This window comes from Rhizobiales bacterium NRL2 (assembly GCA_001664005.1).
Lineage (GTDB): Bacteria > Pseudomonadota > Alphaproteobacteria > Minwuiales > Minwuiaceae > Minwuia.
In genome coordinates, this window is sequence record CP016093.1 from 4,082,784 (window position 1) to 4,096,629 (window position 13,846).

The window sequence follows — 13,846 nt, forward strand, 5'->3', positions numbered from 1 at the left end:
GCTGTTGACGTTACGTGTTCGAGTTCGCGGAAAGGGACGCGCCCGAAGGCGCGCCGATCAGAATGCGAACAGGATCAGGAACGCGATGACCAGCGCGAACAGCGCAACGGCCTCGGTGAGCGCGAAGCCCAGGAGCACGTTGCCGAACACACGGCCGGCAGCGCCCGGATTGCGCAGCGCGCCCGCGACGAAGTTGCCGAAGATGTTACCGATACCCACGCCCACACCGGCGAGCGCGATGGTGGCCAGACCGGCGCCAATCAGCTTTGCGGCTTCAGCTTCCATTTTCCTAAGTCCCTCTTCAATTCAGGTTGAGGATGATGATCGAAGTTCGAAGTTTCCGGCTCTCTCCGGCTCAGTGCCCGGGATGCAGGGCGTCGTGGAGATAGAGACAGCTCAGAATGGTGAACACATAGGCCTGGAGCAGCGCGATGCCGATCTCCAGACCGGTCAGCGCGACGATGAAGAGCAGCGGCGCCCAGCCGGCGATGATGCCCAGAGAGACGACGAAGCTGCCGAAGACCTTCAGCATGGTGTGGCCAGCCATCATGTTCGCGAACAGTCGCAGGCTCAGGCTGATCGGCCGCACGAAATAGGAGATGATCTCGATCGGCACCAGGATGAACATCAGCGGCAGAGGCACGCCGGAAGGGACGAACAGCTTCAGGAAGCCGATGCCGTGCTTGAAGATGCCGATCAGGGTCACACCGATGAAGACCACCAGCGCCATCGCGAAGGTGACGATGATGTGGCTCGTCGGCGTGAAGCTGTAGGGCACCATCCCCAGCAGATTGCAGAACAGGATGAAGAAGAACAGCGTGAACAGGAACGGGAAATAGGGCCGGCCTTCGGATCCCGCGTTGTCCCGCACCATGTTGGCGATGAATTCGTAACTCATCTCGGCCACCGACTGCAGCCGCCCCGGCACCATGGCCCGGCCGCGCATGCCGACGGTCAGCAGCACCGTGGTGACGATCACCGCGATGACCATCCACAGCGCGGAATTCGTGAAGGATACGTCGACGCCGCCGATCTCCAGCGGGACGATCGGGGTGATCTCGAACTGATGCAGAGGGCTTTCGCCTGCGGCCACGCTATCCGTCCTCTCGTTCCTCGGCGGCCTTCTGGAACTTCATGGCCACCCTGTACACGTTCCTGATACCCACCGCGCCGCCAATCAGCAACCCGGCAAGGAAGACCCAGGGTCGCGTTCCGATCCACTCGTCGATCCACCAGCCGACGAAGCCGCAGACCAGGAACGCCGCCACCAGCTCGGCGGAGATCCGCCAGGCGATGCCGTCCGCCCTCGACCTTTCCCGCGCCTCGGCCCGCTCCCGATCCCGTCCCACGTGTCCGGACTCGCGCGCCGCCTTGATGCGGGCTTCCAGCGTCCCCACACGATCGCGCCACTTTCCGCGCTCATCGTCGCTCATCGACCGGTCCCGCCGGCCGACGCCGCGCCCCGCTCAAGGCGATGATTGATGATCACGGTACCCATGGCCCGAACGTGATCCGGTTCGGAAGCGGGCGCAACCTATGACGCGCCCGGGGGGTGGTCAACGCGGCCCCAGCGGACCAAATGACGCACCGATCCGCACTTTGGCCGCGCAGCTCCCGGGGTCCACGATGGCCCGCAGGAGAAGCCCGCAAGCCAGCGAGGAGCACCCAGCCATGGCCACCGTCCGACCGCCCCGAGACGCCGAGACCGACCCCCGCGTGAAGGCCGTCTTCGACGACATCCGAAAGACGCGCGGCACGGACTTCATCAACAACTTCTGGCGTTATCTGGCGTTCGATCCGGGCCTGCTGGAGCAGGTCTGGACCGACGTCCGCGACGTCATGGCGAAGGACAGCGCGCTCGACGGCAAGACCAAGGAAATGATCTACATCGCCGTCTCCATCGCCAATTCGTGCGACTACTGCATCCATTCGCACACCGCGTCCGCACGCGCCCGGGGCATGACCAGCGCGGAGTATGCGGACCTCCTGCGGGTGGTCTCCACCGCGGCGCGGACCAATCACCTGGTCAACGGCATGAAGGTGCCGGTCGACCCCGAATTCGACGCCGATCCCGCAACGTAGCGCGGGACCTACGCCGGTCCGCAGGCGATGTCGGCGCGCTCGCGCTCGACACTCTCCCAGTCGGCCGGGCGCCGGACCAGACGGCGGATCAGGACCACGCCCCTCTCGCCCGGAGCAACGACTACCCGGCCGCCGAGATCCGCCACCTGCGCCTCCGTGGCGAGCGTCACCTCGCCGGCTGCGAGGTCCGCGCCGGTCAGGGTCAGGAAATTCTCCGTGTCACCGCCATAGGCGGTGACCGAAGCGCGGTCGCCGGGCACGCCGAATACGATCCGCACCGGGCCTGCGGCGAGGTCGAAGGGACAGATCGAGTAGGCCAGATCGGGCGCCGGGCGCGGCAGCATGCGGGCCGCCGCGTCGACGGGCGCGGCGTGGATCATGCGGTTGTAGCCGGAGCGGTCACCGGTCTCGGCAAAGACGCGCTTCATCACCATCCACGGCATCACCGCGACGACGACGACATGGATCAGCGCCGAGGCCAGGGCCGTGAAGACGGCCCAGCGGAAGATGGTTCGCGCGTTCACCGGCACGCCCCCCGGTCGATGGCGAAGAGCGGCGCTTCGTCGAGCCGGCGCCAGACCGTCTCGTCGGGGCCATGGATTCTGAGGGTGAGGCTGAAGACCCCGCCCGCCCCTTCGACGGCGAGGCGGTTGGCGGCGCCCGGCGGCCCGCCGACCGTGATCTCGATCCGTCCGTCGCCCCGGAGCTGCACCGTCCCGGCGTCCACCGCGCCGCCCCGCGCCGGATCGGCGACCAGGAACTGGTCACGGCCGTAAAGCGCCAGGGACCACCACTCACCCGCCGGCGGCCGCCCGGTCAGATGGTAGAGGCATTCCTCCACCAGCGGCTGGCCCCGGCTGTCGGTATCGGCGGTGAAGTACAGCGCCTGCGCCCGCGGCAGGGCGAACAGGCCGGTCATGGCCTGCGCCGTCCGCAGCCAGGGCGTCGGACTTTCCTCGCCATAGCTGGCATGTGTCCGCCAGGGACCGTTGTGGAAGGATTCGACCTCGGCGACCGTGCGCACGGCATAGAGCGCGGAGCCGACGCCGAGCACGCTCGAGACCATGAGGACCGACAGCACGAAGATCACGCGGCTCCAGTCGAAGTTCATCCCCGCTCCCTCACGCCGGTTGCCGCGCCACGAACTGCGCCAGTTCGCCGATGGCCCGGCGACCCTCGGGCACGAAGGCCGCGCCCAGATGCCAGACATGATACATGCCCGGCCAGACCCTGAGTTCGGAGACCACACCGGCGGCGGTCAGCCTGGCGTGCAACCGCTCACTGTCGGAAAGCAGCACCTCGTCGCCGCCCACCTGAATCAACGTCGGCGGCAGACCGCGGTGGTCGCCCAGGAGCGGCGAGGCGCGCCAGTCGTCGAACGGAACCTCATCGGCGCAATAGAGCGTGGCCGCCGCCTGCAACGCGGCCGGACTCAGCATGGGATCGGCGCGGTCGCGGGTGCGAAGCGACGCGCCGGCGCCGGTCATGTCCGTCCAGGGCGAGATCAGGCAGGCTGCCGCTGGCAGGGGCTCGCCCGAGTCCCTCAGCGCCATCAGCGTCGCCAGCGCGAGACCGCCGCCGGCCGAATCGCCCGCAATCACCGTGCGGGCGGGATCGAGACTATCGGCGACAAGCGCCCGCCAGGCAGCGAGCGAATCATCCAGGGCCGCGGGGCAGCGGTACGCCGGCGCCAGGCGGTAGTCCAGCAGGAAGACCTCCGCTTCCAGCGCCTGCGCCAAGCGCCAGCCGAAGTCCCTGTAGTCCAGTGGCGAGCCCCAGAAATAGCCGCCGCCATGGCAGTAGAAGACCGAGCGGACCGCCTTCCTGTCGCCCAGCCGCAGCCTTTCGCCGCGCGGCGTCGCCTCGACCACCAGATCGCGCGGCGGAGCCGGCAGCCAGCGCCGGGAACTGCTGGCCATGCGGGAGAACTCGGCGGCAATGGCCTCGGGCGTCGCGGCCTCCATCTCGCGGCTGCGGCGGCGAAAGCGCAGCCACAGCAACCAGTGCGCCAGCCTCGCCTGCCAGCTCATGGCGCAGCGCCGCCGGGCCACCGGCGATGGCGGACGAAGACGGCGCGGATCACCGCTGCGTCAGCTTCAGTTCGATGCGGCGGTTGCGGCGCATGGAGAGTTCGCTGTCGCCAGGCTCGATCGGATGGAACGCGGCGAAGCCGGTCGGCGCCAGCCGGTCTGGCGGAATGCCCTGGTCGGTCAGGAACTTGGCCACGGCGATGGCGCGCGCGGCCGACAGCTCCCAGTTCGACGGGAAACGCGGCGTGCTGATCGGCCGGGCGTCGGTATGGCCGTCGATGCGCAGCACCCAGTCGATGTCGTCGGGAATCTTGTCCATCACGTTCTTCAGGGTGTCGGCCAGCTTGGTGAGCTGGATCTGACCCGCCACGCCCAGATCGGCGCTGCCGGTCTCGAACAGCACCTCCGACTGGAAGACGAAGCGGTCGCCGACAATGCGGATGCCCTGCTGGTCGGCAAGCGCCTCACGCAAGCGGCCGAAGAACTCGGAGCGGTAGCGCGCCAGCTTTTCCACCTGGCTGGCCAGCGCCTTGTTGAGCCGCCGCCCCAGATCGGCGATCTGCGCCTGGCTCGCCTCGTCGCGGGCCTCGTATTCGTCCAGCAGCGCCTGGATGTCGTTCAGCTGCTTGCGCAGATCCGCGATCTGCAGGTTCAGCAGATGCACCTGCCTGCGCGCAGCCTCGGAAATGCGCTGTTCTTCCGACAGTTCCGAAGCCGTGCGCTCGCGCGCCGCCCGAGCCGTATCGAGTTCCTCTTCGCGGCCTTCCAGTTCGTCGAGCGTCGCCTGCAGCCGGGCCGTCGTGTCCTCCAGGTCGCCCTGCAGGTTGGCGATGCGGGTCTCCGCCTCGACCTGCTGCTCTTCCAGTTCCGCGACCCTGTCCTGGGACTGGAAATAGAGTGTCTGCAGTTCCTGCAGGGACTGCTCCGCCTCGGCCCGGCTGGTCTCCGATTCGTCGCGCAGGCGGGCCAGGGCGGCCTCCCGCGCGCGCAGCTCGGCGAGTTGCGCCTCGAGCTCGGCCCGGTCGGCTTCGGTGAAGTTCTGCAGCCGCTCCAGTTCGCCCTCGGCCTGTTCGGCGCGCTCACGCAGGGTGGCGATCTGCAGCGCCAGCTCGTCCCGCTCGGCTGTCGAGGCGCTGAGCGCCGCGGAGAGCTGGGAGACGTTGCGGCGCAGATCCTCGTTGGCGCGCCGCTCGCTCGACAGGATGCTCTGCAGCGTCGCGATCTCCTCGGAGAGCCGCATCAATTCCTCGTCGCGGCCCGAGATGGCCTGGCTGAGGAAGAACTGCGCCAGCACGAAGACTGACAGCAGGAAGATCATGGCCAGCAGGACCGTGGCCAGCGCGTCGACGAATCCCGGCCAGATATTGGCCTCGTTGCGGGAACGGCCGCCGCGCAACAGCGCCATGATCAGCGCCCTTCGTCAGCGATGGCCGCGATGGTCCGCGTCAGCACCTTGATTTCGGCGCGGATCTCGTCGACCGAGTGCTGGCGGCCGGAGGTGGTCTCCTCCAGCAGCCGCGCGACATAGACGTCGAGATTGCGCAGGTGGGTTTCCATCGAGCTGTCGCCGCCCTGCTCGGTCGCGACAGCGATACGCTGCAGGATCGGCTTCATCTCCATCTGACCCTCGGCAAGCTTCACCATCAGGTCGCGCTCTGCGCGCATCTGGTCGGTCAGGCTGGCGAGCCGTTCGGCGAGCTGGAGCAGCGTCTGGTTGCCGGTGCCGCGGGATTCCTCGGACCGCGCCATGATCCGCTGCAGGTTGTCCAGACTGTCGGCGGTCTGCTCCAGCAGGGCCTGGACGTAAACGGGAACCGAGGCCTCGGACTCGGCCAGCCCGCCGCCGCTGGACAGCCGCGTGAAGCTGGAAAGCCACTCCTCCAGGTCGTTGTAGAAGCGGTTCTGCGCCTGAGAGGCCTGGAGGTCGAGGAAACCCAGCACCAGCGAACCGGCAAGGCCGAAGAGCGAGGACGAAAAGGCGGTGCCCATGCCCTCCAGGGGCTGTTCCAGCCCGCGCTTGAGGTCGTCGAAAACGGCGCCGAACTCGACGCCCTCCACAGACAGCGAACTGATCGTGTCGCCGATCGATGCGATCGTTTCCAGCAGGCCCCAGAAGGTGCCCAGCAGGCCGAGGAACACCAGCAGTCCGATCAGGTAACGCGACATGTCGCGGCTTTCGTCCAGCCGCGCCGCGATCGAATCGAGGAGCGATCGCATGGAAAGCGTCGACAGGCTGACCCGCCCCTTCTTGTCCTGCAGCATGGTCGCCAGCGGCGACATCATGGCCGGCGGCGACTGCGTCGACAGGCCGGGCTCCTTGCGCCGGAAGGTCTCCACCCAGCGCACCGCCGGCCGCAGCTGGAAGACCTGGCGCAGCACGTAGACCACGCCGATCAGCAACACGCCGACGATCAGGCCGTTCAGCGCCGGATTGGTCATGAAGGCACGGATGATGGGTTCGTGCAGCACGGCGATGACGCCGACGACGATCACCAGGAAGACGAGTATCCGCGTCAGATAGGCTGAGGGCTGGGTCATGCGTCTCGGGGTCCCTGAATCTGGTCCGCCACGTCAGCGCGACGCGATTTCGACATCCACGCGGTTGCCCGGTCCTTCATCGGCGGGCTCGCCGAGCGCGCGCACCAGGATGCGGAAGCTCTCGACCCCGTTGTCCAGCAGGACCCGGCGCACGGTCTGCGCGCGTCTGAGCGACACGCGCCGCTTCCAGTCACTGGTTTCGGTCTCCGAATCGGCATAGGCGCGAACCTGGATGCGGTCGTTGCCGTCCTGCACCGCGCGGGCGATCTCGGTCAGCCTGGCGCGGCCGGCGTCGGGCACGTCCACCTCCGCGCCTTCGAACAGGATCCGGGTCACGCCCGGCGCAGCGGCCTGGGCCGGAACGGCGGCGACCCGGGGTTCGGGTTCGGGCGCCGGTTCGGCGGCGGGGGCAGGCTCGGGGCGCGGCGCAGGCGCGGGCGCCGCCGCCTGGCGCGCAGGCCGCTCGACGGTCTCCGGCGCGGCGGGCGCGGCCACGCGGACCCTTTCGGGTTCGGGCTTCGGCTCCGGCGCCGCCGCAGGACGCGGCTGCGGGGCCGGCTCCGGCGCGGGCGTCGGCTGCGGCCTGGATTGGGACGCCGGGGCGGCGCGGACCTGCTCCCGGGCCGGTTCGGCGGCCCTCTCGGGCGCGCGCTGCGGCGCAGCCGGTTCGGCGCGGACGCTGGCGCGCCGCGCCGCGGCAGGCGGCGGACTGGCGTCGCCGCCCGGCGGCCGCAATGTGATTCGGCGCTCGCCCTGCCTCGCCTGATGCGGCGGAAGGGACGTGTCCGTGGGCGCCATCACCGGGCCGCGCGAAGTGTTGAAGGGCTTCATTGCACGGTCGGGAACGCTGGGCCCCAGAACCGATCCCGGGCGCACGGCCATGGTCGGGTCGACCGAGACGGAAGGCGGCGCGTAGTCGTCCGCGGTGCGCACGCCGCCGCCGTCGATGATGATGGTGGCGCCGTCGTACTGGGCCATCGCAGGCGCCGCCGCCAAGGCAGCGAGGATCACGGCGCCGGCGCCGATCCCTGGCAGTCTGCTCACCCGGTTGCTCTCATCCCGCATGCCGGGGAGGATATCGCAACCGGTCAGGATTGCCAGCCCTCTCAGGTACTTGCCGATGCCTTCTTGAGCGCGTTGAGAAGCAGCGGGTGGATCGACGTGTTGCCGGCGACGACGTCGCCGGTCTCCAGCATCTTCCGTCCGCCCCCGATGTCGGTCACCAGACCCCCGGCCTCCCTGATCAGGATGAGGCCGGCGGCCATGTCCCACTGCTGCAGACCGCGCTCCCAGAAGCCCTCGAAACGGCCCGCGGCGACATAGGCCAGGTCCAGCGAGGCCACGCCGAGGCGGCGAATGCCGGAAACGCTGTCGGTCAGCGCCCTGAGTTCCGCCAGCAGCGTGTCGTGGCCCGGCTTGCCCATGTAGGGAATGCCCGTCGCCAGCAGGGCATCGGCCATCTTCGTGCGGCCGGACACGCGCAGGCGGCGGTCGTTCATGAACGCGCCCTTGCCCTTCTCGGCGTAGAACAGCTCGTCGCGCACGGGTTCCAGGATGACGCCGGCCTGGATCTCTCCGCGCTGCATCAGCGCGATGGAAATGGCGAAATGCGGAATGCCGTGCAGGAAGTTCGTTGTGCCGTCCAGCGGATCGATGATCCAGTAGCTGTCGCCGTCGGGCGCCTCGACGCGGCCGCCCTCCTCCAGGATGAAACCGAAATCGGGACGGGCCTTCGACAGTTCCTCGCGGAGGGTCTTCTCGGCCTGCAGGTCCGCGGTGCTGACGAAATCGGCCGGGCCCTTGCGGGACACCTGCAGCTGCTCGACCTCGCCCAGATCGTGCAGCAGGTTGCGCGCCGCCTTGCGGGCCGCGCGCTCCATGACGTTTATGTTGGCTGTCTTGCGCAAGGTACTGGCGATCAGTCGGCGCGCTTGACGTAGGCGCCTTCGGCGGTGGCGACCACGATCCGTTCGCCGACGTCGACGAAGGGCGGCACCATGCAGCGCATGCCGTTGTTCAGGATCGCCGGCTTGTAGCTGGAGGCCGCCGTCTGGCCCTTCACGGTCGGCTCGGTCTCCGTGACTTCCAGCGTGACGTGCTCGGGCAGGATGACGCCCAGCGGCTCCTCCTCGTGGAACTCCACCTGCACCATCATGCCGTCCTGCAGGTAGACCGCGTCGTCGCCGACGAGTTCCCTGTTGATGTTGATCTGTTCGTAGCTCTCGGTGTCCATGAAGGTGATCATGTTCTCGTCCATGAACAGGTACTGATAGTCCCGCTGCTCGAGGCGCGCGCGCTCCACCGTCTCAGAGGACCGGAAGCGCTCGTTGAGCTTGCTGCCGTCGCGCAGGTTGCGCAGCTCTACCTGCAGATAGGCCCCGCCTTTGCCCGGCTGGGTGTGCTGGATGCGCACCGCGCGCCAGAGTCCGCCCTTGTGCTCGATGACGTTGCCGGGACGGATGGCGTTTCCGTTGATCTTCATGGCTCGATGGGTCCGGTGATCTGAATGGATGGCGGCGCGCCGGGCCGGGGCCGGGCCGCCGCGAGGCTGCGGTTGTCTATCAGCTTGGCCGGTTGGCCGCAATCGCCCGCTCGAAGGCGGCGACCGCGGCTCCGGGGCCGCCCTCGCGGCCCCAGACGCCATTGACCACCGCCAGAAAATCCGCGCCGGCGCGGACCAGCGGACCGCAGTTCTCCACGGTGATCCCGCCGATGGCCACACAGGGGACGGTGGTCATCGAAGACCAGATTTCAATGACATCCGGCGTCACGGAAGTCTTCGGCGTCTTGGTGGCGGTGCGAAAGAAGGCGCCGAAGGCGACATAGTCGGCGCCGGCATCGCCCAGTTCCATGGCCCGCTGGCGCGAGTCGTAGCAGGAGACGCCGACGATCGCATCGTCGCCCACGATGGCGCGCGCTTCCGGATAGGGCGTGTCCTCCGCGCCCACGTGGACGCCGTCCGCCCCCATCTCGACGGCGATGTCGGGCCGGTCGTTGATCAGAAAGGCGACGTCCCGGGCATGCGCGAGCGGCATCAGCCGTTCGACCGCGCGGCGCACATCGTCATCGCCGGCGCCCTTCAGGCGAAGCTGCAGGCAGGCGACGTCACCGCCGTCCAGCGCGGCGGCCAGATCCTCGGCGAAGGCATCAAGGTCGATCGCCGGCGGGGTGATCAGGTAGAGACGGCAGGAGGCTTCATCGGTCATGCCGTCCTGTTAGACCCGCCCCGCGGACGATGCAACATGGACCGTACGGCTACGCCCGGAAACCCGGATCGATGCGGTCGAGCTTGCGCAGCAGGCCCGGCCAGTCGCGCTTGCCCAGCGGCGAGAACTTGTCGAACTGCTGGGCGGTGAACTCGCAGGTTTCCTCGTCCGGCAGGTGCAGTTCGCGGCCGCTGCCCAGGCAATCGACCTGAAGCTGGCAGGACTTCTCCAGATAGAACAGCACGTTGAAGGTCTCCGAAACCGACTCGCCGCAGGTCAGCAGGCCGTGGTTGCGCAGGATCATCGCCTTGTTCTTGCCCAGGTGGCCTATCAGCCGCTCGCGCTCGGAGTGGTCGAGCGCGACGCCTTCGTAGTCGTGATAGGAAAGGCGGTTGTGGAACCGGAGCGCGGTCTGGGCCAGCGGCAGCAGCCCGTCCTTCATGGCGGAGACGGCCATGCCCGCGCGGGTATGGGTGTGTGCCGCACAAGTCACGTCCGGGCGGCCGCTCAGCACCGCCGAATGGATGGTGAAGCCCGCCTGGTTGATCGGATAACCGCCGTCCAGCAGCACGTTGTTGTCGTAGTCCACCTTCACCAGGCTGGACGCCGTGATCTCGTCGAAGAACAGCCCGTGCGGATTGAGCAGGAAGGCGTCCTCGCCCGGCACGCGGGCCGAGATATGGGTCGCGGTCAGGTCGTCCCAGCCATAGTGGGCGACGAGACGGTAGAAGGCCGCGAGATCGACGCGGACGTCCCATTCGGCGTCCGAGACCTTGTCGCGGACGGATTTCACGATCGGTGCGGTATCAGGCATGTTTCACGTTTCCTCCCGGCAGTGCTTCCCGCTTCAGCCGGCCGCGACGGGCAGCGACAGTGCGGCCTCGTCACCGATCACGCGGAAAGTGAGCGTCTCCTGAATATACAGGCGGACGCGCTCGGCGTCATGAGACGAATATCCGATGGCGAAGTCCCGCCCGACGAATAGCTCGAAGTCGCCGCCACGGGTCGACAGCAGCACGCCGCCGTCCAGGGAGCGGCAGGGAATGACCGGGCCGTCCAGCAGTCGCTGCACATGGTCGAGCACGCGCCGGCCTTCGGTGGTCACGGCGCTCTGGAGACCGGTATAGAGGTCCGAACCGACCACCAGCGCATAGGGGCCATGCGCACCGACTGCGGTCAGCCGGTCGAGTCCCTCGGCGATGACGCGCGGCCAGGCGGTGGCGTCTTCGGGCGCCGGACCCACCGAGTCTCCGGCGCGCTCCATGATCCCTTCGACGCCGGCGGCGCCATATCCGTGAAACACCATGCGGTCCTCGGCCATGGCGATGTCGCGCGCGGCCTCGATGACGCTGTCGATGTCGGCGTCCGGCGCGCCGCGGGCCAGGTCGTCCAGTTCCCGCATGGCGATGTCGAAATCGACGCGCAGTTCGACCATCGGCAGCACTTCCCGGCTGCGCGCCTCGACGCCCTCGAAAACCGGCTCGGACAGCCGCGTCACACGACCTGTGGCGACGGCGTCATGCCGGTAACCGAGAGGACCATTGAAGTCCACGACCCGCCGGGCCGCGAGCACGGACTTCAGCGTGTCGGCGGCCGTCTCGTCGATTTCCGCCCAGCCTTCCGCCGTGATGGGCGCCAGGTTTCGCTTCAGATCATCCATCGTCATCTCCCTCACGCCTTCAGGCTGCGAATGCCCAGATCACCGTCCCCGCCGGCCGGTTCGCCGTGCGCTTCGCCCGCGTCGCCGTCTTCACCGTGATGGCCGGTGATCGGGCCTTCGGTAAACAGGTTGGCGCGCAGTTCCTCATCCAGCTTGGGCATGTTCCGGCGCAGCCATTCCAGGTTCATCGCCGCGTGTTCGATTTCCTCGTCGCGGTTGTGGGCCAGCACCGCCTTGAGCTCGGCATCGCCGGTCGCGTCGACGCGCTGCTGGTACCAGTCCACAGCCTCGAACTCTTCCATCAGGCTGACGATCGCCCGATGGAGATCCAGGGTCTCTTCCGACAGGCGTTCGATCGGCTCGTGCAGACCTTCGCTGGACATTCCAATCCTCCTCGACTTGGCAGAACCGTCTAGGTGGTGGCAAGTTGGGCGGATCGAAAGGGGTGCGGGACAATCCGCGGCAAAGGCCGCAGGATGACCCGCGTACCACGCACCCGACCATCACGGAGAAGACGATCCATGAAGCAGATGCAGTTCAGCCGCTTCGGCAAGCCCTGGGAAGTCGCGGAAATCGTCGAGGCCGATGAACCCGGTCCGCCCGGCCCGGGCCGGGTCAATGTCCAGGTGCTGGCGAGCCCGATCAATCCGGCCGATCTGCTGAACATGGAAGGCCGCTACGGCGCGGAGCCGCCGAAGCTGCCCATGACCCAAGGCGCCGAAGGGGTCGGCCGCGTCACCGCCGTGGGCGAGGGCGTCGACAATGTGAAGGTCGGCGACCTGGTGACCCCGCCGGCGCGGGGCATGTGGCGCGAGATGGCCCAGGGCCCCGCGCGCGGACTGGTCGCCCTGCCGGAGAATGCCGATCTGCTGCAGCTCGCCATGCTGCGCGCCAATCCGGCGACGGCGTGGCTGATGCTGAAGGACTACGTGACGCTGGAGGCCGGCGACTGCGTGATCCAGAACGCCGCCAACTCGGCGGTCGGCCGGCACCTCATCCGGCTGGCGAAATCCCAGGGCTGGCGCACGGTGAACGTGGTTCGCCGTCCCGAGCTGGTGGCCGAACTGACCGAACTCGGCGCCGATCATGTGCTGGTCGACGGCGACGACCTGGACGCCCGCGTCGCGGAAGCGACCGGCGGCGCGGCGCCGAAGCTCGGCATCGACGCCATCGGCGGCAGCGCCGTCCAGCGCCTCGCCCGCTGCGTCGCCGACGGCGGCACGGTGGTGAACTATGGTCTGCTGTCGGGCGAGCCGCTGATGATCGACGCTCGGGAGACCGTCTTCCGCGACATCACGCTGCGCGGGTTCTGGCTCGCCGCCTGGTTCGGGACGACCGACCCGAAGGAAATCGGCGCCACTTACGCCTTCCTGGGCGAGAAGATCGCGTCCGGTGAGCTGCACGCGCCGGTGGAGGCCACCTATCCGCTGGAGCGCGTGGCCGAAGCGCTGAAGCATTCGGCCCGCGAGGGCCGGTCGGGCAAGATCATCCTGACCATGGGTGACGCCTGATCGACATGAAGCGGCCGGTCCTCCTCGTCGTCCATCAGAAACACTCGGATCCAGGCCGGGTGGGCATGCGTCTGCGCACGTTGGGCCACCAGATCGAGATCTGCCGCCATGCCTGCGGCGATCCCCTGCCCGAGAACTTCGACGCCTATCGCGGCGTCGTGGTCTTCGGCGGCCCGATGAGCGCGAATGACGACCACGAGCCCTTCATCCGCAGCGAACTGGACTGGATCCCCCGCGCGGTGGAAAGCGGCGCGCCGTTCCTCGGCATCTGCCTGGGGGCGCAGCTTCTGGCGCGCGCGGGCGGCGCGGCAGTGCGCGCCCACCCCGAGGGCCTGGTCGAGATCGGCTACTACCCCGTACGCGCCACCGAGGCAGGCCAGGATCTGTTCCCCAACGAGATGCACATCTTCCAGTGGCACCGGGAAGGATTCGAACTGCCCGAAGACGCCGAACTGCTGGCCACCGGCGACGCCTATCAGAACCAGGCCTTCTCCCTGTGCGATCATGCCATCGGCATCCAGTTCCATCCGGAAGTCACCGAGCAGATGAACCGCCGCTGGCTGATCGGCGGCGCCGAGCGGCTCGGCCTGCCCAACGCCCAGCAGCCCGAAGCGCACATCGCCGGACGCCGCCAGCACGACGTCTTCGTCGACGAATGGGTCGACGACTTTCTGGGCCAATGGCTGGCCCGCGACGGGCGCGGGACCGACTGACCCGATTCGCCCGCCGAGCGGGAACGAAACACGGACACGGCAGGGAGTCCGACGGGCACGGGGAGAACAGAATTCGAGTCTGTTTTCCGGAACATTCGCGAACATA

The 13,846-nt window shown here is 68.1% G+C and carries 18 protein-coding genes; 3 read left to right on the forward strand and 15 right to left on the reverse strand.

Annotated features, from left to right (window positions below; translation table 11 throughout):
- Window positions 1-57: 57 nt before the first annotated feature.
- From TEF_19085 to TEF_19095, 3 genes are all read right to left on the reverse strand, one after another.
- Window positions 58-285 carry an ATP F0F1 synthase subunit C gene (locus TEF_19085; GenBank protein ANK82666.1) on the reverse strand — a complete coding sequence of 76 codons (228 nt, stop codon included), beginning with the start codon at window positions 283-285 and terminating at the stop codon, window positions 58-60.
- A 70-nt stretch (window positions 286-355) separates the two neighbouring features.
- The gene (locus tag TEF_19090) at window positions 356-1,093 is read right to left on the reverse strand and encodes a F0F1 ATP synthase subunit A (protein ANK82667.1); all 738 of its coding nucleotides are present in this window, start codon (window positions 1,091-1,093) and stop codon (window positions 356-358) included.
- A gap of 1 nt (window position 1,094) precedes the next feature.
- Window positions 1,095-1,433 carry a hypothetical protein gene (locus TEF_19095; GenBank protein ANK82668.1) on the reverse strand — a complete coding sequence of 113 codons (339 nt, stop codon included), beginning with the start codon at window positions 1,431-1,433 and terminating at the stop codon, window positions 1,095-1,097.
- 238 nt (window positions 1,434-1,671) lie between these two features.
- Between TEF_19095 and TEF_19100 the strand changes: the two genes are divergently transcribed.
- Entirely contained in the window at window positions 1,672-2,082 is a 411-nt protein-coding gene (locus TEF_19100; protein ID ANK82669.1) for an alkylhydroperoxidase, read from the forward strand.
- A gap of 8 nt (window positions 2,083-2,090) precedes the next feature.
- Here TEF_19100 and TEF_19105 read toward each other — a convergent pair whose 3' ends face one another.
- From TEF_19105 to TEF_19160, 12 genes are all read right to left on the reverse strand, one after another.
- Complete coding sequence (locus TEF_19105) at window positions 2,091-2,612, reverse strand: hypothetical protein (protein ID ANK82670.1); 522 nt, start codon at window positions 2,610-2,612, stop codon at window positions 2,091-2,093.
- A complete protein-coding gene (locus tag TEF_19110; GenBank protein ANK82671.1) occupies window positions 2,603-3,193 on the reverse strand; it encodes a hypothetical protein in 591 nt (196 codons plus the stop codon). Before TEF_19110 ends, TEF_19105 begins: the two co-directional genes overlap by 10 nt.
- A gap of 10 nt (window positions 3,194-3,203) precedes the next feature.
- The gene (locus TEF_19115) at window positions 3,204-4,112 is read right to left on the reverse strand and encodes a hypothetical protein (protein ANK82672.1); all 909 of its coding nucleotides are present in this window, start codon (window positions 4,110-4,112) and stop codon (window positions 3,204-3,206) included.
- 49 nt (window positions 4,113-4,161) lie between these two features.
- Entirely contained in the window at window positions 4,162-5,517 is a 1,356-nt protein-coding gene (locus TEF_19120) for a hypothetical protein (protein ID ANK82673.1), read from the reverse strand.
- Between the two features lie 2 nt (window positions 5,518-5,519).
- Window positions 5,520-6,650 (reverse strand): flagellar motor protein MotA, encoded by a 1,131-nt coding sequence (locus TEF_19125; GenBank protein ID ANK82674.1) that lies wholly within the window; start codon window positions 6,648-6,650, stop codon window positions 5,520-5,522.
- A 33-nt stretch (window positions 6,651-6,683) separates the two neighbouring features.
- A complete protein-coding gene (locus TEF_19130) occupies window positions 6,684-7,715 on the reverse strand; it encodes a hypothetical protein (protein ANK82675.1) in 1,032 nt (343 codons plus the stop codon).
- 41 nt (window positions 7,716-7,756) lie between these two features.
- The gene (locus TEF_19135; GenBank protein ANK82676.1) at window positions 7,757-8,530 is read right to left on the reverse strand and encodes an inositol monophosphatase; all 774 of its coding nucleotides are present in this window, start codon (window positions 8,528-8,530) and stop codon (window positions 7,757-7,759) included.
- A gap of 38 nt (window positions 8,531-8,568) precedes the next feature.
- Complete coding sequence (locus tag TEF_19140) at window positions 8,569-9,132, reverse strand: elongation factor P (GenBank protein ANK82677.1); 564 nt, start codon at window positions 9,130-9,132, stop codon at window positions 8,569-8,571.
- A 79-nt stretch (window positions 9,133-9,211) separates the two neighbouring features.
- A complete protein-coding gene (locus TEF_19145) occupies window positions 9,212-9,856 on the reverse strand; it encodes a thiamine-phosphate diphosphorylase (GenBank protein ANK82678.1) in 645 nt (214 codons plus the stop codon).
- Between the two features lie 49 nt (window positions 9,857-9,905).
- Complete coding sequence (locus tag TEF_19150) at window positions 9,906-10,670, reverse strand: class II aldolase (GenBank protein ID ANK82679.1); 765 nt, start codon at window positions 10,668-10,670, stop codon at window positions 9,906-9,908.
- Between the two features lie 33 nt (window positions 10,671-10,703).
- Window positions 10,704-11,516, reverse strand: a complete 813-nt coding sequence (locus TEF_19155; GenBank protein ANK83606.1) for a hypothetical protein — start codon at window positions 11,514-11,516, stop codon at window positions 10,704-10,706.
- Window positions 11,517-11,527: 11 nt separating this feature from the next.
- A complete protein-coding gene (locus tag TEF_19160; protein ID ANK82680.1) occupies window positions 11,528-11,899 on the reverse strand; it encodes a ferritin in 372 nt (123 codons plus the stop codon).
- Between the two features lie 138 nt (window positions 11,900-12,037).
- Here TEF_19160 and TEF_19165 point away from each other — a divergent pair, with 138 nt between their 5' ends.
- A complete protein-coding gene (locus TEF_19165) occupies window positions 12,038-13,027 on the forward strand; it encodes a hypothetical protein (protein ID ANK82681.1) in 990 nt (329 codons plus the stop codon).
- Window positions 13,028-13,032: 5 nt separating this feature from the next.
- The gene (locus TEF_19170; GenBank protein ID ANK82682.1) at window positions 13,033-13,740 is read left to right on the forward strand and encodes a hypothetical protein; all 708 of its coding nucleotides are present in this window, start codon (window positions 13,033-13,035) and stop codon (window positions 13,738-13,740) included.
- Window positions 13,741-13,846: the final 106 nt, after the last annotated feature.